The organism is Micromonospora sp. NPDC050397 (assembly GCF_044901685.1).
GTDB lineage: Bacteria > Actinomycetota > Actinomycetes > Mycobacteriales > Micromonosporaceae > Micromonospora_G.
In genome coordinates, this window is record NZ_JBJDPS010000020.1 from 16652 (window position 1) to 33479 (window position 16828).

At 71.3% G+C, this 16828-nt stretch carries 19 protein-coding genes; 13 read left to right on the plus strand and 6 right to left on the minus strand.

Annotated elements, in window-relative coordinates:
• The first annotated feature begins 3 nt into the window (after nucleotides 1-3).
• The 4 genes from ACI2K4_RS32975 to ACI2K4_RS32990 all read left to right on the plus strand — a co-directional run bounded on the left by ACI2K4_RS32975 (nucleotide 4) and on the right by ACI2K4_RS32990 (nucleotide 5861).
• Entirely contained in the window at nucleotides 4-1782 is a 1779-nt protein-coding gene (locus ACI2K4_RS32975) for an ABC transporter ATP-binding protein (RefSeq protein WP_404517020.1), read from the plus strand.
• 151 nt (nucleotides 1783-1933) lie between these two features.
• Nucleotides 1934-4228 (plus strand): accessory Sec system translocase SecA2, encoded by a 2295-nt coding sequence (gene secA2 / locus ACI2K4_RS32980; RefSeq protein WP_404517021.1) that lies wholly within the window; start codon nucleotides 1934-1936, stop codon nucleotides 4226-4228.
• A 232-nt stretch (nucleotides 4229-4460) separates the two neighbouring features.
• Nucleotides 4461-5204: an ANTAR domain-containing protein gene (locus tag ACI2K4_RS32985; RefSeq protein WP_404517023.1), complete on the plus strand. Its 744-nt coding sequence runs from the start codon at nucleotides 4461-4463 to the stop codon at nucleotides 5202-5204.
• 177 nt (nucleotides 5205-5381) lie between these two features.
• Nucleotides 5382-5861 (plus strand): DUF2231 domain-containing protein, encoded by a 480-nt coding sequence (locus tag ACI2K4_RS32990; protein WP_404517024.1) that lies wholly within the window; start codon nucleotides 5382-5384, stop codon nucleotides 5859-5861.
• A gap of 31 nt (nucleotides 5862-5892) precedes the next feature.
• Here the strand turns inward: ACI2K4_RS32990 and ACI2K4_RS32995 are convergent, their stop codons facing one another.
• Genes ACI2K4_RS32995 through ACI2K4_RS33005 form a run of 3 tightly spaced genes read right to left on the minus strand, consistent with a single transcriptional unit; the run spans nucleotide 5893 to nucleotide 7867 of the window.
• A complete protein-coding gene (locus tag ACI2K4_RS32995; RefSeq protein ID WP_404517155.1) occupies nucleotides 5893-6819 on the minus strand; it encodes a DUF3500 domain-containing protein in 927 nt (308 codons plus the stop codon).
• 16 nt (nucleotides 6820-6835) lie between these two features.
• A complete protein-coding gene (locus ACI2K4_RS33000; protein ID WP_404517025.1) occupies nucleotides 6836-7087 on the minus strand; it encodes a hypothetical protein in 252 nt (83 codons plus the stop codon).
• Nucleotides 7088-7144: 57 nt separating this feature from the next.
• Nucleotides 7145-7867: a DUF305 domain-containing protein gene (locus ACI2K4_RS33005; RefSeq protein ID WP_404517026.1), complete on the minus strand. Its 723-nt coding sequence runs from the start codon at nucleotides 7865-7867 to the stop codon at nucleotides 7145-7147.
• Nucleotides 7868-8007: 140 nt separating this feature from the next.
• Between ACI2K4_RS33005 and ACI2K4_RS33010 the strand changes: the two genes are divergently transcribed.
• Nucleotides 8008-9453, plus strand: coding sequence for an LVIVD repeat-containing protein (locus tag ACI2K4_RS33010; protein WP_404517027.1), 1446 nt, complete (start codon nucleotides 8008-8010; stop codon nucleotides 9451-9453).
• Nucleotides 9454-9688: 235 nt separating this feature from the next.
• Here ACI2K4_RS33010 and ACI2K4_RS33015 read toward each other — a convergent pair whose 3' ends face one another.
• The gene (locus ACI2K4_RS33015) at nucleotides 9689-9907 is read right to left on the minus strand and encodes a hypothetical protein (protein WP_404517028.1); all 219 of its coding nucleotides are present in this window, start codon (nucleotides 9905-9907) and stop codon (nucleotides 9689-9691) included.
• Nucleotides 9908-10096: 189 nt separating this feature from the next.
• Here ACI2K4_RS33015 and ACI2K4_RS33020 point away from each other — a divergent pair, with 189 nt between their 5' ends.
• Both ACI2K4_RS33020 and ACI2K4_RS33025 read left to right on the plus strand, forming a co-directional pair.
• The gene (locus ACI2K4_RS33020) at nucleotides 10097-10330 is read left to right on the plus strand and encodes a GntR family transcriptional regulator (protein ID WP_404517030.1); all 234 of its coding nucleotides are present in this window, start codon (nucleotides 10097-10099) and stop codon (nucleotides 10328-10330) included.
• Between the two features lie 81 nt (nucleotides 10331-10411).
• Nucleotides 10412-10633, plus strand: a complete 222-nt coding sequence (locus tag ACI2K4_RS33025) for a hypothetical protein (RefSeq protein ID WP_404517032.1) — start codon at nucleotides 10412-10414, stop codon at nucleotides 10631-10633.
• Between the two features lie 148 nt (nucleotides 10634-10781).
• On the opposite strand, the gene ACI2K4_RS33030 is transcribed toward ACI2K4_RS33025, so the two are convergent.
• Nucleotides 10782-11924 (minus strand): cellulose binding domain-containing protein, encoded by a 1143-nt coding sequence (locus ACI2K4_RS33030; protein ID WP_404517033.1) that lies wholly within the window; start codon nucleotides 11922-11924, stop codon nucleotides 10782-10784.
• Between the two features lie 172 nt (nucleotides 11925-12096).
• Between ACI2K4_RS33030 and ACI2K4_RS33035 the strand changes: the two genes are divergently transcribed.
• The 3 genes from ACI2K4_RS33035 to ACI2K4_RS33045 are packed head-to-tail and all read left to right on the plus strand — an operon-like array spanning nucleotide 12097 to nucleotide 13753.
• Nucleotides 12097-12549, plus strand: coding sequence for a cysteine dioxygenase (locus ACI2K4_RS33035; RefSeq protein WP_404517034.1), 453 nt, complete (start codon nucleotides 12097-12099; stop codon nucleotides 12547-12549).
• A 44-nt stretch (nucleotides 12550-12593) separates the two neighbouring features.
• A complete protein-coding gene (locus ACI2K4_RS33040; RefSeq protein ID WP_404517156.1) occupies nucleotides 12594-13049 on the plus strand; it encodes a rhodanese-like domain-containing protein in 456 nt (151 codons plus the stop codon).
• 56 nt (nucleotides 13050-13105) lie between these two features.
• Entirely contained in the window at nucleotides 13106-13753 is a 648-nt protein-coding gene (locus ACI2K4_RS33045; protein WP_404517036.1) for a winged helix-turn-helix domain-containing protein, read from the plus strand.
• A 22-nt stretch (nucleotides 13754-13775) separates the two neighbouring features.
• On the opposite strand, the gene ACI2K4_RS33050 is transcribed toward ACI2K4_RS33045, so the two are convergent.
• Nucleotides 13776-14699: an AEC family transporter gene (locus tag ACI2K4_RS33050; protein WP_404517038.1), complete on the minus strand. Its 924-nt coding sequence runs from the start codon at nucleotides 14697-14699 to the stop codon at nucleotides 13776-13778.
• A gap of 193 nt (nucleotides 14700-14892) precedes the next feature.
• Between ACI2K4_RS33050 and ACI2K4_RS33055 the strand changes: the two genes are divergently transcribed.
• The 3 genes from ACI2K4_RS33055 (at nucleotide 14893) to ACI2K4_RS33065 (ending at nucleotide 16828) form a co-directional block, all read left to right on the plus strand.
• Complete coding sequence (locus ACI2K4_RS33055; RefSeq protein ID WP_404517039.1) at nucleotides 14893-15594, plus strand: winged helix-turn-helix domain-containing protein; 702 nt, start codon at nucleotides 14893-14895, stop codon at nucleotides 15592-15594.
• Between the two features lie 22 nt (nucleotides 15595-15616).
• Nucleotides 15617-16249, plus strand: a complete 633-nt coding sequence (locus tag ACI2K4_RS33060; protein WP_404517041.1) for a uridine kinase — start codon at nucleotides 15617-15619, stop codon at nucleotides 16247-16249.
• Nucleotides 16250-16411: 162 nt separating this feature from the next.
• Complete coding sequence (locus ACI2K4_RS33065) at nucleotides 16412-16828, plus strand: TraR/DksA family transcriptional regulator (RefSeq protein WP_404517043.1); 417 nt, start codon at nucleotides 16412-16414, stop codon at nucleotides 16826-16828.

Consider the following 16828-nt stretch of genomic DNA (forward strand, 5'->3'; position numbering starts at 1 on the left):
GACATGACCGCACCCCCCACCACCCGGCGGGTCGGCCTGCCGGCGCTGCTGCCGTACCTCCGGGCGCACCGTGGCACGCTGCTCGTCGTCGCCGTGCTCTCGCTGGCCGGTGCCGGTGCCGCCCTGGTCCAGCCGCTGCTCACCCGGGAGGTGCTGGACGCGATCGGCGCGTCCCAGCCGGTGACCGGGCTGGTCGGTCTGCTGGTCGGCCTGCTCGTGGTCGGCGCGGCCCTCGACGGCGTACGCGACTACCTGCTCCAGCGCACCGCCGAGGGGGTGGTGCTGGGCACCCGTCGCCGGCTCGCCGGCCACCTGCTCCGGCTGCCGATCGTCGAGTACGACCAGCGTCGCACCGGCGACCTGCTCTCCCGGGTCGGCGCCGACACCACCCTGCTCCGGGCGGTGGTGACCTCGGGGCTGTTCGAGACGGTCACCGGCTTCGCCATGGTCCTCGGCGCCGGCACCGCGATGGTCCTGCTCGACCCGCTCCTGTTCGGTGTCACCCTGGGCGGGGTGGCGGCCGGCCTGGGCGTGGCGGTGGTCTTCGCCCGCCGGGTACGCGGCCTCTCCGAACAGGCGCAGGCACGGGTCGGTGAGATGACCTCGGCGGTGGAACGGGCGATCTCCGCCGCCCGGACCATCCGGGCCAGTCGGGCCGAGGAGCGCGAGACCACCGGGGTCGGTACGGCGGCCCGCCAGGCGTACGACGCCGGACTGCGGGTGGCCCGGTTGCAGGCGCTGATCGGACCGGTCAGCACCACCGCCGTCCAGGGTGCGTTCCTGGTGGTGCTCGGGGTGGGCGGGGCCCGGGTGGCGACCGGCGCGATCACGGTCGGCGACCTGGTTGCCTTCATCATGTTCCTGTTCTTCCTGGTGATCCCCCTCGGGCAGGCGTTGAACGCCTACACCCAGTTGCAGACCGGGCTCGGTGCGCTCCAGCGGATCGAGGAGATGCTCGACCTGCCGGTCGAGGGCGCGCACGACCGGTCGCCGCCCGAGCCGCCGCGCTCGCCGACCCGGCCCGATACGCCGATCGGCTGGCGGCCGGGTGCGGCGGCGGTCGAGTTCGACCGGGTCGACTTCGGTTACGCCGATACCGGACCGGTGCTGCACGAGGTGAGTTTCGCCGTCCCGTACGGCGCCCGGACCGCGCTGGTCGGCCCGAGCGGGGCCGGCAAGTCGACCCTGCTGGCCCTGGTCGAGCGCTTCTACGAGCCGACCGGCGGCAGCCTGCGGGTCGGCGGTGTCGAGATCCGGGACCTGCCCCGGCAGGTGCTGCGGGCCCAACTCGGCTACGTCGAGCAGGAGGCGCCGGTGCTGGCCGGCACGCTGCGCGAGAACCTGCTGCTGGCCGCGCCCGGCGCGACCGAGGGGCGGCTGCTCGCCGTACTCGACGAGGTCAACCTGACCCGGCTGGTCGAGCGGACCCCGCTCGGGCTGGACGCCCAGGTGGGCGAGGGCGGGGTGCTGCTCTCCGGCGGCGAGCGCCAGCGCCTGGCGATCGCCCGTACGCTGCTGGCCAACCCGCCGATCCTGCTGCTCGACGAGCCGACCAGCAATCTTGACGCGCGCAGCGAGGCGGCGCTGCGCCGGGCGATCGACACGGTCGCCGCCGACCGGACGCTGCTGATCGTCGCGCACCGGCTGGCGACGGTGGTCGACGCGGACCAGATCGTGGTGCTCGACTCCGGTCGGGTGGTGGCGGTCGGTCCGCACGTGGAACTGACCCGGACCAGCCCGCTCTACCGGGAACTCGCCGCGCACCAACTCCTCGTCGGCTGAGCCGTCGTCCTCGTCGGCCGGGCCGGCATCCCTGCGGGCCGGGGATGGTCGCCCGCCGGTCGCGTCGTTTACCAGGGCCTTTCCAGCCGGCCACCGCAGCGCGGCCTGCCGGGCCGCACAATCGCGCCCCGGTCGGCTACCGTTGCCGCTCATGGGTGTGTCGCAACGGTTGAAGAGCAGGTTCCGGCGTTTCTTGCAGCGGCCGGGCAGCACGGTGGATCTGGCGCCGCTGGAGAAGCTGTTGCCCGCGATCGAGGCCCGCGAGGAGGATCTGGCCGCCCTCGACGACGCCGCGCTGACCGAGGCGGCCGGCAAGGCCGAGGACTTCACCGAGATCTGCGCGGTCGGCCGCGAGGCGTCCCGACGCGGGATCGACCAACGGCCGTACGATGTCCAGCTCCTCGGCGCGATGTCGCTGCTCGCCGGCAAGGTCGCGGAAATGGCCACCGGTGAGGGCAAGACCCTGACCGCCACGATCGCCGCGTACGGGCACGTCCGGCGCGGTAACGGCCCGGTGCACGTGCTGACCGTCAACGACTACCTGGCCCGCCGGGACGCCGAGTGGATGGAGCCGATCTACAAGCTGCTCGGCCTGACCGTCGGCTGGGTGACCGAGGCGTCCACCCCGGAGGAGCGCCGGGCGGCGTACGCCTGCGACGTCACCTACGTCTCGGTCAGCGAGGCCGGCTTCGACTACCTGCGTGACCAGCTCGTCACCGACGTGGCCGACCGGGTGCAGCCGACCCTCACCACCGCGATCGTCGACGAGGCCGACTCGATCCTGATCGACGAGGCCCGGGTGCCGATGGTGCTGGCCGGCGCCGTCGCCAGCGAGCAGGACCCGGTCACCACCGCCGCCTCGCTGGTCCGGGGGCTGCGGGCCGGGGAGGACTACGAGGTGGCCGACGACGGCCGCAGCGTGGCCTTCACCAACACCGGCCTGGCCGTGATCGAGTCGAAGCTGGAGGGGGTCAACCTCTACGCCGACGAGAACATGGAACAGCTCTCCGCCGTCAACGTGGCCCTGCACGCGCACGCCCTGCTGCACCGCGACGTCGACTACATCGTCCGCGACGGGGCGGTGGAGCTGATCGACGAGATGCGCGGCCGGGTCGCCCAGCGCCGCCGCTGGCCCGACGGCCTCCAGGCCGCGGTCGAGGCGAAGGAGGGGCTGACCGCCACCGCCGAGGGCGAGGTGCTCGGCACCATCACCGTCCAGGCGTACGTCGCCCTCTACCCGACGGTCTGCGGCATGACCGCCACGGCGGTGCTGGTCGGGGACCAGTTGCGGGAGTTCTTCTCGCTCGAGGTCGCGGTGATCCCGCCGAACACCCCCTGCGTCCGGGTGGACGAGCCGGACCGCATCTACGCGACCCGGGCCGAGAAGGAGGAGGCCCTGGTCGCGGAGATCAAGTCCAGCCACGAGTCGGGCCGCCCGGTGCTGGTCGGCACCCTGGACGTGAAGGAGTCCGAGGGGCTGGCCAAGGCCCTGCTCGCCGCCGACGTGCCCTGTCTGGTGCTGAACGCGAAGAACGACGCCGAAGAGGCGGCGATCATCGCCGAGGCCGGCGCGTACGGGGCGGTGACCGTCTCGACCCAGATGGCCGGTCGTGGCGTCGACATCCGACTCGGTGGCAGCGACCAGTCCGACCGGGACCGGGTCGCCGAACTCGGCGGCCTGTACGTGATCGGCAGCGGCCGGCACGACAGCCGGCGGGTCGACGACCAGTTGCGTGGCCGGGCCGGCCGGCAGGGCGACCCTGGTCGCTCGGCCTTCTTCGTCAGCCTGGAGGACGAGCTGGTGCTGCGGCACGCCTCGGACGCGATCCCGCCGTCGCCGAAGATGAACCTCGACGGCGTGGTCAAGGACGAACAGGTCGATTTCGCGGTCGAGCACGCCCAGCGGGTCGCGGAGGGCGTCAACCACGAGATCCACCGCAACACCTGGCGCTACAGCGTGGTGATCGAGCAGCAGCGCAAGGCCCTCGCCGAGCGCCGGGAACGCCTGCTGACCAGCGATGTCGCCGCCGAGATGCTGAAGAAGCGGTTCCCGGAGAAGACCGAGGAGGTCGACCCGGAGGTGCTGTCCCGGGCCGCCCGGTCGATCGCGCTCTACCATCTCGACCGGCTCTGGGCCGAGCACCTGGCCGAGCTCTCCGAGGTCCGGGAGGGTGTGCACCTGCGCGCCCTCGGCCGGCTCGACCCGTTGGACGAGTTCCACCGGGCGGCGGTGCCGGCCTTCACCGCCCTGGTGCCGGAGGTCGAGACGCGGACCGTGGCGACGTTCGAGGAGGCCGAGATCGGCGACGACTGGCAGCCGGACGAGGCGGAGCTGGTCCGCCCGAGCGCTACCTGGACCTACCTCGTCCACGACAACCCGTTCGGTTCGGAGCTGGACCGGCTGATCGCGGCGGTCGGCCGCCGCCTCACGGCCGCCTCCCGCTGACCCTTGGCGCCGGTTCGGCGGAGCGTCTCGACGACCCGCCGGACCGGCGCCAAACCGTTTCGGCGGGTCGGATACCGACCCCCGTGGCCTGTGCGTTTCCCGGTTTGACCGCCAGCCCACCCGGGTAGTAGGGCGGGTCCGATCAGGCTGGGGAAGGGCGAGACATGACCGAGGCGAGCGTACGAGCTGGGCGTGCCGCACGGCACGCGGTGGTGGCCTGGGCACCGGCCCGGTGAGCCTCGAGATCCGGGCGGCGCACCCCACCGAGAGCCTGGGCGTACTGGAGACCGCCGCCCTGTTGCGCGAACTGACCGCCGGGCTGATCGCGAGCAACGACTTCGACGACGCCCTGGACCGGCTGGTCCGAACCAGCCAACGGGCCATCCCCGGGGTGACCTGGTGCGCGGTGACCGTACTGCGGGCCGGTGCCCCGGCCGCGGTGGTCGCCTCCGACCCGGGTGCCCGAGCCCTGGACGACATCCAGTACGGCCCGGACGGCCCGGCGATGACCGCGATCCGCAGCCGGGACCTGGTGCACGTCTCCGACCTGCGGACCGAGTCGCGATGGCCGGCGTGGACCCGGCGGGCGCGGGCGCTCGGCGTACGGGCGGTGATCTCCGCACCGGTGGACGTCGACGACCACGTGCTCGGCGCGATCAACCTCTACGCCCGGGAGCCGCAGGCGCTCACCGAGCACCGGCAGGTCACCGCCATGCTGCTGGCCGAGCACGCCGGACTGCTGCTCGCCTCGGTCCGGGACCGGGTCCGGCAGCACGCGCTGGTCGGCGAGTTGGACCGGACCCTGGCCGACGGCGAGCTGGTCGGCCAGGCGATCGCGGTGATCATGACCGAGCGCGGCTGCTCGGCGCCGGAGGCGTTGCAGGTGCTCCGCCGGACCGCGACGGCACTGTCCATTCCGCTGCGGGAGGTGGCCGACCGGCTCGTCCGCTCGGTGGCCCGGACCCGTACGGCGTGACCCCTCGGCCGGGCGCGCTCCCGTCAGCCGGACGGCGCGCCCCGGCCGGCACGCCGGGAATCTCGCTGATCGCGCCGGATCGGGATACGCGCCGTGTCGGAATGGTGGTTCGACAGGCTACGGTTCGGATAGGGCCTGACGGTAGTCGATGAACAGCCGGCCGGGGAGGTCGCCGCCATGGAGAGCCGTCTGCGGGTGCACGGGCACCCGATCCAGCCGATGCTGGTCACGTTCCCGTTCGGATTGTTCGTCAGCGTCGTGGTCTTCGACCTGACCGATCTTGCGGGCGGACCGGAGTTCCTCGGCGAGGTCGGCTACTGGACGGTGGTGGCCGGTCTGGTGGCCGCCGCGCTCACCGGCGGGGCCGGGATGATCGACCTGTGGGACGTACCGGACGGCGGCACCCGCCGCACGGCGGTCACCTTCCACCTGGTGAACACCGCGATGGCCGTGCTGTTCGTCTTCGTCTGCCTGGTCCGTTCCGGTACGCCTGACCGGGGCGTCACCGGGGTCCTGGTCGCCGTGGAGCTGTTGGCGCTGGTCGTCGGGGCGGTCGGCGTCTGGCTGGGCAGTTGGCTGGTCCGGCGCTTCGACCGGCCGCAGGGCGAGCCGGGCACCCTGGACGCGCTCCGTCCCGGCTTCGAACCGGCACCGTAGCCCCGCTCGGCCAGAGCGGCCGGCGGTCGGGTCAGTGTCGGACAGCGGCCCGGTGGGCGGCCAGTACGTCGTCGCCGAAGTCGCTGTGCGGGCGGCGGAGCACGGTGTGCGCGTGGTTCCCGTCGTCGCTGGTGTTGTCGTACTCGATCAGCAGGTCGTCGCCCTGGATCCGGTAGTAGTGCCGCTGCCCCGGCCCGGTCGGCCCCTGCCAGGCGAAGTGCAGGTCACCGCCGTGCACCCGGGACGCCTCGCGCGCGGCCAACTCGGCCGGCAACCGGTCCAGGTAGAGGGCGACCAGGTGGTCCAACGCCGCCCGCGCGGAGGGCCCGAGCGTGGTCGCGTCCAGCCCGAGCGGTTCGATCCGGGCCTCGGCCAGGGGAGAGGTGCCGCTGCGGATGTCGTCGGGTGCCTCGTCGGAGACGATCGCGGCGGCCCGACCGGCGGGACCGATCGCGTCCAGCAGCGCCCGGCCCAGGTCCTCCTCGGGTGCCAGCGGGCGGCTGACCGCTCGGCCGGCGTAGTCGACCCGGGCCGGGTTCGCGCCGAGGAAGAGCGGGGTCGGGAAGACCTCTCCGTCCCGGATGGTCATGCTCACCGACAGGTGGTGCCCCTCGAACCGCCAGGACCAGCGGTCGTCCCGTTCCGGATCGCCGAAGACGGTCACCCAGTAGTCGGCACTGTCGCGACCCCGACGCCACCCCTCCTGCCGGTCGAGCACCTCCTCCAGTGCCACGACGGTCATCGCCTGGGCGTACGCGTGCGGGCTCAGCGCGGTCGCCAGCAGCCGGTGGGCGGCTTTCCGCGCGGTCCGGTCGAGGTCGGCGAGGCAGACGCCGGGTCGGGGTCGGGGACGGTACTCGATCCAGCGCCGGTCCGCCTCGGCCTCGAAGGGCCGGACGGCGAGGTCCCGCACCGGAGTGGGCAGCGCACCGATCAGGTTCGTCGCGGCGGTCCGCATTCGCGCGCGTACGGGGTCATCCACCCGCCCTGTATACCTGGTCGCTCGCCTCGACCTCGGCCTGGGTGCCGGCCGCGTCGGTGACACCGTCGTACGCGAACACCACCAGCCGGCTGCCCTGGTGCTCCTGCTCCCGATCGGTGCGCAGGTAGCGCTGGACCAGCCCGTCGATTTCCAGCTCGACGCTGGAGGCGTCGTCGGCGGTGAAGAGCGTGCCGTCCCGGGGCCCACCGACCAGCACGGCGTCTGGCGTCTGCGGCGTCGTCATGGCCGGCGGGCTACCCGTCCTGCGCACGTCGAAACGTCAACCGCGTACCCGTTGGGGTTACTTCGGCAGCAGGTCGCGCATCCGGCTGATCTCGATGCCCTGCTCGGAGGCGACGGCGGTGGCGATCTCCTCGACGATGAGGTCGACACCGACCTTGAGCAGCGCCACGGACATGTCGATCGCGCCCTGGTGGTGGTTGGTCATCATCTCGATGAAGAGTCGGTCGAACTCGACCCCCCGGGCGGCGGTGAGCCGGGCGATCGCCTCCGGGCTCTGCATGCCGGCCATCGTGCCGTGGTCGTGACCGCGCCGCTTGTCCTCGTCCGGGTCCAGGCCGCGCGATTCGAGCCAGCCGCGCATCCGCAGGATCTCCGGGCCCTGGGTGTCCTTGATCCGTCCGGCCAGCACCTTGATCCGTGGGTCGCTGGCCCGGTCGGGTACGAGTTCGGTCATCAGCAACGCCTGGGAGTGGTGCGGGATCATCATCCGGATGTACTCCGCGTCCAGCGCGTTGTGGCGGGGCGGGTTCGGTGCGACCTGCTCACCGGGCGCCGCCATCGAGGCGGACTCGCCGGGGCGGCCGGGTCTGATGACCGGCGCCTGCTCGCCGCCACCGTCGCCGGGGGCCGACGGAACGGGGGTGGCGCTCGCACCGGTCGACGCACTGTCCGCTCTGGACGTATCGTGACCGGATGTCAGGCGGATAGCTGCCACGCCGGCCACGAGCACCAGTGCCACAAGGGCGACGAGCACGTACCGTCGTCGGGTCGCTCCGGTCATCTGGCCTCCTCAATCAAGATCGTGCTGGATCATAGCCAGGTGGCGTACAAGTTCCTCGATGTGATATCTATCACATCGATGAATTGATGGGTTAGGTAAGGTCTGAGAGATCGATAACCCCTTTCGAAGGGTGCCGCCAGATGTTCAACCTCTCTCCACCAGGGACCCGGCGAATCCGGATCGTCGGGATCGCCGCGAGCGCCCTGCTCGTGCTCGGCGTTGCCACCGCTCCGCCCAGCAGCGCGGCCGAGCCGGCCAACACGCCGGCCACAGTGGACGCCGTACCCGGCGTCGACGAGATCTCGAGCAGCCCGAACCTGCGACAGATCGCCAATGTACCGAAGGTGGGCCCGTTCAACACCGAGGCCGCTCTCAACAGCGACCTCGCCTTCTCGGGCAACTACGCCTTCTCGGGCAACTACGACGGGTTCGTCATCTTCGACATCAAGAACCCGCGGTCGCCGAAGGTCGTCTCCCAGGTGCTCTGCACCGGTTCGCAGAACGACATCACCGTCTACGGTGACCTGTTGTTCCTGTCGACCGACTCGTCCCGCAGCGACGACTCGTGCGCGAGCACGTCCCAGACGGCGGCCAACCCCGCCTCCTGGGAGGGCATCAAGATCTTCGACATCAAGGACAAGAAGAACCCCCGGTACGTCAAGTCCGTCGAGACCAAGTGCGGGTCGCACACCCACACCCTGGTGCCGAGCAAGGACAAGAAGTCGGTCTACCTGTACGTCTCCTCGTACAGCCCGAACGCCACCTTCCCGGACTGCCAGCCGCCGCACGACCTGATCTCCATCATCAAGGTCCCGGTGAAGAAGCCGACCCAGGCCGCCGTGGTGGCCGCGCCGGTGCTCTTCCCGGAGGGCGGTAACCCGGGTGGCAACGGCAGCTCCAGCACCACCGGCTGCCACGACATCACCGTCTTCGCGGACAAGGACCTCGCCGCGGGTGCCTGCATGGGCGACGGTGTGCTGTTCGACATCAAGAACCGGGAAGCGCCCCGCGTCATCAGCTCGGTGCGGGACACCACCAACTTCTCGTTCTGGCACTCCGCCACCTTCAACAACGAGGGCACCAAGATCGTCTTCACCGACGAGCTCGGTGGCGGCGGCGCGCCGACCTGCAACCCGACGATCGGCGCCACCCGTGGTGCCGACGGTATCTACGACATCCGTGGTCGCGGCGACGCCCGCACCCTGGTGTTCCGTAGCTACTACAAGATTCCGCGGACCAACACGGACTTCGAGAACTGCGTGGCCCACAACGGCTCGCTGATCCCGGTCCTCGGCCGCGACATCATGGTGCAGGCGTGGTACCAGGGCGGCGTCTCGGTGTTCGACTTCACCGACTCGGCCAACCCGAAGGAGATCGCCTACTGGGAGCGGGGTCCGCTGTCGGACACCCGCCTCGTCACGGGTGGACCGTGGTCGACGTACTACTACAACGGCTACATCTACTCGAACGACATCCAGAAGGGCCTGGATGTGCTGGACCTGAACGACTGGCGCACCTGGACCGCGAAGCTGAACACCTACAAGGAGTTCAACCCGCAGACCCAGCCGGAGTACTGGTCCTGGTGACCAGCGCCCACTCCGGGTAACCGCTCCACACGGTCGGGCCCGACCTCCGCTGACGGAGGTCGGGCCCGACCGCTCGTACGCCCCGTTGCCCGCCCGAACCCTGCCCCGTCACCCCTGCCCGTCCCCCCTGCCCCGTTGATCATGAGGTTATCGCACCCGTTCGGCACCGGGGACTGCGACAACTTCGTGATCGAAGGCTTGAGGTGGGTGGGTGGGGGACTTGCGACGGGCAGGCTCATCGCGGTCTCGTGTAGTGGTCGGGCCGGTTGCCGGCCTGACGGTTCGCCTTCACGTTGCCGATCGCCCACGCCAGCAGGTCGCAGCCGTCATCGCGGCACTGCTTGCAGGTGCGGGGCGTCCGGTCCGGTCCGTTGACCGACGAATGCTGGGTGATCACCCGTTTCGACGCCCAGAGTACGACCGCGGGGGTGGGCGGTCCGTCGTCCATCGCCATGGGTTCCTCCCGAAGTGGCAGGCCCCGGCCACGGAGACCAGTCGCGTAGCCGGGGCGCCTTCCCGTCGTGATCGCGTCCGTTGCCGATCGGCCACGAGCACTCATCGGAGGTTACGTGTGTACGAGCATGTACGTCTAGAGACGTACTTGAAAGACTGTCGTCATTCGTGATCAACTAACGTCCAACGCATGATCGATCCAGACGGCCCGGTGCCGGTCTATCGGCAGGTGGCGGATGTGCTGGCCGCTCGCATTTCCAGCGGAGAACTCGCGGCGCACCGTCCGATCCCGAGCGAGACAGCGATCGTCCAGGAGTTCGGCATTGCCCGTGGGACGGCGCGTCGAGCTGTGGCTCTGCTGCGTGAGCGTGGTCTGGTCTACACCGTGCCTCAGCGCGGAACGTACGTAGGTCAGCCTCGGTAGCCGAAGCTCGGGTGACGCGGGTAGTGCGGTGATGGTCTAACTTTGGCACCTCGATCGGCTTGGCCGGAAGGTGTGGACCTGGTGAAGAGGCGGCGGCGTACGGGTTGGGAAGGGGTCGTCGAGCTGTCGGCGGTTGCCACGCTGGCCGTACCGACGAGTCTGCTCCTCTTCGCGGCCGACCTGCTCTGGCGTGACGGAACAGTGGCCGGCACCGTCCTGTTGGGGGCCTTCACGGTGCCACCCCTGTTGGCGCTCTGGCTGGTCGAGCGTCGACGTCGACGTCAACGCCGACGCGTGGTGTGAACGAACGCGCGCGGTGTGAACAGACGCTTGGGGTGAACTGGGGCCGGGCCGCCGTCGGACGTACGCCGGTCGCCCTGGCGCGGGACGGCCCGGACCGTCGGGGTCCGGGCCGCTTTCCTCGTGCGCCGCGGTTGGCGCCGGGTCGGGGTCAGGCGGTGCAGGTGACCGTCGGCACCGGGTTGGAGCCGTTCCAGTTCGCCAGGAAGCCGAACGTGGCGGTGCCGCCGGGGGCCAGGTTGCCGTTCCAGCCGACGTTGCGCGCGGAGACGTTCGTCCCGGTCTGGGTCAGTGTTGCGTTCCACGACTGGGACACCTGTTGCCCGGCGCCGAAGGACCAGGTGGCGGTCCAGCCGGCCAGGGTTCCGGTGCCCCCGTTGCGGATCGTCACCTCGGCCTGGAAGCCGCCCTGCCACTGGCCGATCACCTGGTAGGTGGCCGTGCAGCCGCCGGCCGGTGGGGCGGTCGTCCGTGGGGGAGTGGTCGGCGGCCGGGTGGTCGGCGTACGGGTCGGGGTCGGGCTCGCCGTCGGTGTCGGACCGACCGTGGGACTCGTCGTCGGTGTCACCCCGCCGAGGGCGGTGGTCAGCGCGGGATACCAGCGGTCGGACATCTTCTGGTCGCCCGAGGCGTTCGGGTGCACCCCGTCGTAGGTGTCGCCGCTCGTGCTGAACCCGGTCCACTGGTCCACCACCGTGACCGGCGACTGGGCGGTGGTCTTCGCGGCGGCCCAGGCCGGGATGGCGTTGTTCAACGCGACGACCCGTTGGCCGCACTCGCCGCAACTGCTCGGCGCCATCGGGATGATCTTCGCGACCAGCACCTTCGTCGCCGGGTTGCTGGCCCGCATCTGGTCGACCAGCTTGCCGTACGCGGTGAGGATGGTCGCCGGCGCGATGTTGCTCCAGACGTCGTTCGTGCCGAAGTGCATCAGCACGATGTCCGGGCGGGTCGCGGAGAGCCACCCGGGTAGCTGGTTCTGGTTGGCCACATTGGTCACCAGGAACCCGCCGTGGCCCTCGTTGTCCCCGTCGTACGGCTGCCCGCAGCCCTGCGGCCCGAGTGTGCCGACGAAGTCGATGTTGGGGTAGCCGGTGTTCTGGAGCCTGTTCCAGAGGGTCGAGCGCCAGCAGCCCGGTGAGCCGGTGATCGAGTCGCCGAGCGGCATGATCCTGACCGGGGCGAGTGCGCTGACGGGGGCGGACGAGGCGGGGACGTGTGGTGTCGCGATCACGACCCCGAGCAGTGCGGCCAGGGCGGCGAGCACGGCCGGGCCGAGGGGTTTACGGAGCATGGTCGTCTCCTGTCACGGTGCGCGGTGAGAGGTGTGACGGCCCGGTGCTCCCAACACATTCAAGCACATGCCCGGGTTCCAGCATTCGAGACAACAGGGATTACCTATTAATCCGATAGGTTTTACCGTCTAGGCTGGTCCCACTGGACGATCGCTTCGACGAGGAATGACGATGACCATCAACTCCGCTGACCTGCTCACCATTGCCCGTCGCCACGCGACGGATCCCGCCTCCTGGCCGGTGCCGGTGCGGTTCGACCCGGTCCAGCGCTGGTACGCCCGGATCGCCCGCGACGACGAGCACGAGGTCTGGCTGCTCACCTGGTTGCCCGGCCAGACGACCGACCTGCACGACCACGGTGGTTCCTCCGGCGCCTTCGTGGTCGCCTCGGGCGGGCTCACCGAGGAGATCGTCGTCGGCGGAGGACTCCGGCCGCACGTGCTCCGCGCCGGTTCCGGCCGTCAGTTCGGCCCGCGACACGTCCACCGGGTCAGCAACACCGGTGACGTCCCCGCCGTCAGCGTGCACGTCTACCTGCCCGCGCTGCTGCGGATGACCCGGTACGAACTCGACCGCGGCACGCTGCGGGTGGCCGAGGTCGCAGAGGCGGGGGTGGCCTGGTGACCCTCGTCGGGGCGGGACACCGCGCGCAGAGCTGTCCGGACACCGTGCCCCCGGCCGGGTCCCGTGGGATCGACGAGATCCTCGAAGCCGCCCGGCTGCGGCTGCACCGGCTCGACCCGGAGCCGGCGCATCTCGCGTACCGGGAGGGCGCGCTGCTGGTCGACATCCGGCCGGCCGCGCAACGGGCCGCGACCGGCTCGATCCCCGGCGCGCTGGTGATCGAGCGCAACGTCCTGGAGTGGCGGTTCGACCCCCGCAGCCCGGCCCGGCTGCCCGTCGCCGACCGGTTCGACCTGCCCGTCGTGGTCTTCTGCCAGGAGGGTTACACCTCCTCCCTGGCCGCGGCCGCACTACAGGATCTCGGCCTGCACCTGGCCACCGACATCGCGGGTGGGTTCGCCGCGTGGCGGCTCGCCGGGCTGCCGGCGTTCGGACCGTCCGATGTCTACGCCCACCTGACCACCGCGCCCCCGGCGACCGCCGGCCGGGCGTACACCTGACCCGCGCGCCATCCCGCACGGGTCGGCACGGAACACCCATCGCTAGGAGGCACCCCATGTCGGTCATCGCGATCAGCCCGCGCGCCTACCCGTCGCCGAGCGGCTCGCTCCGGTCGACCCTGGCCCGCCGCCGGGCCGCCCCGGAGCACGCCCCGGCCACCCTCACCGTCACCGTCGACATCACCCTGGACACCGGTGACGCCCTCACCCCGCAGGCGACGCGCCTGCTGGAACTGGTCCGTGAGCTGGTCGCCCAGGGTGACCGCGACGTGTCGGTGGTTGGCCCGGCCGGCGGCCCGTCGGTTCTCGGGTCGGAGTCGGCCGGAGACCTCGCCGGTGTTCCGGGGGAGTTCACCGGGGACGTGGGAGAGGGCGGCGGCGGACAGGCTGCCGGCATCGCCGGACCGCTGCGCATCCTGGCCGGATCGCGGACCGTGCTGCGTGACCGCCGGTCGATCCCGTTGACCCGGCTGGAGTACGACCTGCTCTTCTTCCTCGCCGAACACCCTCGCCGGGTCTTCACCCGCCTCCAGTTGCTCAACAGTGTCTGGGGCTACGAGCACGCCGTGGCACGCACCGTCGACGTGCACGTACGCCGGCTGCGGGCCAAGCTGGGCGAGACCCTGCCGGTGGTGACCACCGTCTACGGCGTGGGTTACCGGCTGGCCGACGAGGCCAGGATCAGCATCGACCGCAACGCCTGAGCGGTTCCGGCGGCCGGGGACGTCAGCCGAGCCAGGTGGCGATCCCGGCGAGCGTGACCGCTGCGGCGAGGGTGGAGAGGACGACCGTGTCCCGGGCCAGCGACTCGCCCCGCTGGTACCGGGTGGCGAAGACAAAGACGTTCTGCGCCGTGGGTAGGGCCGAGGTGACCACCGCGGCCAGCAGCGCGGGTCCGGTGAGGCCGAGCGCGTACCGTCCGATCAGGTAGGCCAGCGCCGGCTGTGCCAGCACCTTGAGCCCGACGGCGGTGTACCGCCGGCCCGCCTCCGGGCCGGCGCCCAGTGGGCGGCTGCCGTGCAGCGACATGCCGAGGGCGATCAGGGCCAGTGGTACGGCGGCCGAACCGACCAGTTCGAACGGGCGCATCACCGTCTCGGGCAGTGGTTGCCCGCCGACGGAGACGGCCAGCCCGGCGGCGCAGCCGAGCATGATCGGGTTGCGGGCCGGCAGCAGGGCCAGCCGCCGGGGCGACGGCCGGTGTCCGGTGGTGGTGACGTCGAGCACGGCGAGCGCGAGCGGCGAGGCGAGCAGCACCTGGAACAGCAGCACCGGGGCCACGAAGGACGGGTCGCCGAGGACGTACGCGGCCACCGGCAGGCCGAGATTGGCCGCGTTGACGTACGAGGCGCCGAGCGCGCCGACCGTCGCCTCGCCGGCCGGTTGTCGCCACACCCACCGGGCCAGCGCGAGGTAGACGAGCGCGACCAGCACCGTACTGAGCACGAACGCGGCCAGTGCCGGGGTGAACACCTCGGCGACCGAGGATTCGGCGAGCGTGGTGAAGAGCAGCGCCGGGGCGGCGACGAAGAAGGCGAGCCGGGCCAGCACGGTCGTACCGTCGGCGCCGAGCAGCCCGGTCCGGCCGATCAGATAACCGGCGAGGGTGACCGCCCAGATGACGGTGAAACCCGCCAGTACTCCCTGCATTCGATCATCGTGTACCGATCCTCACGATTTCCCAAGATCTGGTACGCAGAGCGAGCGCTCGATTCCGATCTGTGCGTCAATTGTCACATTCATGCAACGTAGTGGCCCCTTGACCCTTGCCCTGGTGGCCGGAAACATCGAGCGTGCCCGTACCTCGGGCCGAGGGGATCTCCCTCACCAGCCAAGGAGGACCATGTCGGTCAGTCCCGCCTCGTCGCGTGCCGGATGGCACACGTCCCAGCCAACGGGGCCCGGCCGGCCGCCGGTTGCCCAACGCCGCCCGGCCGGCGGCGGGACGCCCGCGCTGACCGTCACACTGTCCATTCCGCTCAGCGGTGAGGAGGCGCTGACCCCGTCGGCCCAACGCCTGATCGACGTCGCCCGCGAGCTGCTCGAGCAGGGACAGGCCACGGTGACCCACGCGCCGACCGTCGACCGGCGTCCGGCCGACTCCGGCTCGCTGCGGTCGGTGGTCTGGGTCGACCAGCCACCCGTACGCAATTCTTCCGGCCAGCCCACCACGGAACACCCGCAGCCCGTGCCGGACGCCGACCCCTCGGTGCCGGCGGCAGTCGGGGACGGCACGGGCACACCCGGACTCCGGATCCTCGCCGCCTCGCGCTCGGTGCTGCTCGACGACCAGCCGCTGCCGCTGACCCGGCTGGAGTTCGACCTGCTGCTGCACCTGGTGGAACACCCGCGCCGGGTCTTCACCCGGCTGCAACTGCTCGCCGCGGTCTGGGGCTACGAACACACCGGGGTCCGCACGGTCGACGTACACGTACGCCGGCTGCGCGGCAAGGTCGGCGCGGACGTCCCCCTGGTCACCACGGTCTACGGGGTGGGCTACCGACTCGCCGACGACGCCGTCGTCACCATCGACCAGGCCGGCTGACCCGTCGGGCAGGATGGACCGGGTGAAGATCCGCCCGATCAGTTTCGAGTCGCTGGTCCAGGAACTGGCCGACCGGCTCGCCGACGAGCGGGCCGGAGCGTCGCTGCGGGTCGCCGTCGACGGCCCCGCCGCCGCGTCTCCCGAGCGGCTCGCCGACGCCCTGGTCGACCCGTTGCGCGTACGCGGGCGTCCGGCCCTGCCGATCCGTACCACCGACTTCCTCCGCCCAGCCTCGCTGCGCTACGAGTTCGGGCGGACCAGTCCGGACGCCTTCTACACCGACTGGCTCGACGAGGCCGGGCTGCGGCGCGAGGTGCTGGAACCGGCCGTGGCGACCGGGCGCATCCTGCCGACGCTGTGGAACGCGCGCACCGACCGGTCCAGCCGGGCCGACTACGTCGACCTGCCAGCCGGCGCGGTGCTGCTGGTCAGCGGCACCTTCCTGCTCGGCGGCGGACTGCCCTTCGACCTCACCGTCCACCTTGCCCTGTCGCCGGCCGCGCTCGCCCGGCGGACCGACCCGGCCGACGCGTGGACCCTGCCGGCCTTCGCCCGGTACGCCGACGAGGTGGCCCCGGCGACCTTCGCCGACGTGGTGGTGCGGATGGACGACCCGCGCCACCCGGCCCTGGTCGAACCGGACGAACGGGCCTGAACCCCCGAACCCCCCATCGGCGGAGCCGGATCTCCCATCGGTGAAAATCGTCGGTTTGGCCACCGCCCGGTACGGGTATGCGCCCGGTCACGGTGGACCGCGCCGGACCAACCGGGGTCCAGGCAGCGAGTCCACCGCCGTCACGGAGAGGCAGGGCAACGCATGCTCGTCAACGATGCGGTCGACGTCAACGATGCGGTCGGCACGGCCCGTTCCCAGGCGGACATCGACCTGATCCGGCACACGCTGGAGGCTCGGTACGACGAGTTGACCGGGGAGTACGACGACGCCGTACTGCAAAGCCAGGTGCTGCGGCTGGTGGAGGTCGGTGACACCGCCGGTGACGACCAGGCCGACAGCGGCACCAAGACCGCCGAGCGGGACACCGCGCAGTCGTTGCTGCGTACCATCCTGGACCGCCGGGCGCAGTACGAACACGCCCTGTCCCGCCTGGCCGAGGGCGCCTACGGCTGGTGCGAGGGTTGCGCCGCGCCGATCCCGGTGGAACGGCTGGAGATCTTCCCCTCCGCCACCACCTGCGTCACCTGCAAGCAGTCGCGCGAGCGGCGTGCCGCCTGA

What these genes read in the sequence shown, in the direction of transcription:
- ACI2K4_RS33005 (WP_404517026.1), bottom strand. Translation starts at nt 7,867, where the DNA reads ATGACCGGAGCGACCCGACGACGGTACGTGCTCGTCGCCCTTGTGGCA.
- ACI2K4_RS33050 (WP_404517038.1), bottom strand. Translation starts at nt 14,699, where the DNA reads ATGCAGGGAGTACTGGCGGGTTTCACCGTCATCTGGGCGGTCACCCTC.
- ACI2K4_RS33055 (WP_404517039.1), top strand. Translation starts at nt 14,893, where the DNA reads ATGTCGGTCAGTCCCGCCTCGTCGCGTGCCGGATGGCACACGTCCCAG.
- ACI2K4_RS33015 (WP_404517028.1), bottom strand. Translation starts at nt 9,907, where the DNA reads ATGGCGATGGACGACGGACCGCCCACCCCCGCGGTCGTACTCTGGGCG.
- ACI2K4_RS33065 (WP_404517043.1), top strand. Translation starts at nt 16,412, where the DNA reads ATGCTCGTCAACGATGCGGTCGACGTCAACGATGCGGTCGGCACGGCC.
- ACI2K4_RS32995 (WP_404517155.1), bottom strand. Translation starts at nt 6,819, where the DNA reads ATGCGGACCGCCGCGACGAACCTGATCGGTGCGCTGCCCACTCCGGTG.
- ACI2K4_RS33020 (WP_404517030.1), top strand. Translation starts at nt 10,097, where the DNA reads ATGATCGATCCAGACGGCCCGGTGCCGGTCTATCGGCAGGTGGCGGAT.
- secA2 (WP_404517021.1), top strand. Translation starts at nt 1,934, where the DNA reads ATGGGTGTGTCGCAACGGTTGAAGAGCAGGTTCCGGCGTTTCTTGCAG.
- ACI2K4_RS33045 (WP_404517036.1), top strand. Translation starts at nt 13,106, where the DNA reads ATGTCGGTCATCGCGATCAGCCCGCGCGCCTACCCGTCGCCGAGCGGC.
- ACI2K4_RS32975 (WP_404517020.1), top strand. Translation starts at nt 4, where the DNA reads ATGACCGCACCCCCCACCACCCGGCGGGTCGGCCTGCCGGCGCTGCTG.
- ACI2K4_RS33035 (WP_404517034.1), top strand. Translation starts at nt 12,097, where the DNA reads ATGACCATCAACTCCGCTGACCTGCTCACCATTGCCCGTCGCCACGCG.
- ACI2K4_RS32990 (WP_404517024.1), top strand. Translation starts at nt 5,382, where the DNA reads ATGGAGAGCCGTCTGCGGGTGCACGGGCACCCGATCCAGCCGATGCTG.
- ACI2K4_RS33030 (WP_404517033.1), bottom strand. Translation starts at nt 11,924, where the DNA reads ATGCTCCGTAAACCCCTCGGCCCGGCCGTGCTCGCCGCCCTGGCCGCA.
- ACI2K4_RS33010 (WP_404517027.1), top strand. Translation starts at nt 8,008, where the DNA reads ATGTTCAACCTCTCTCCACCAGGGACCCGGCGAATCCGGATCGTCGGG.
- ACI2K4_RS33000 (WP_404517025.1), bottom strand. Translation starts at nt 7,087, where the DNA reads ATGACGACGCCGCAGACGCCAGACGCCGTGCTGGTCGGTGGGCCCCGG.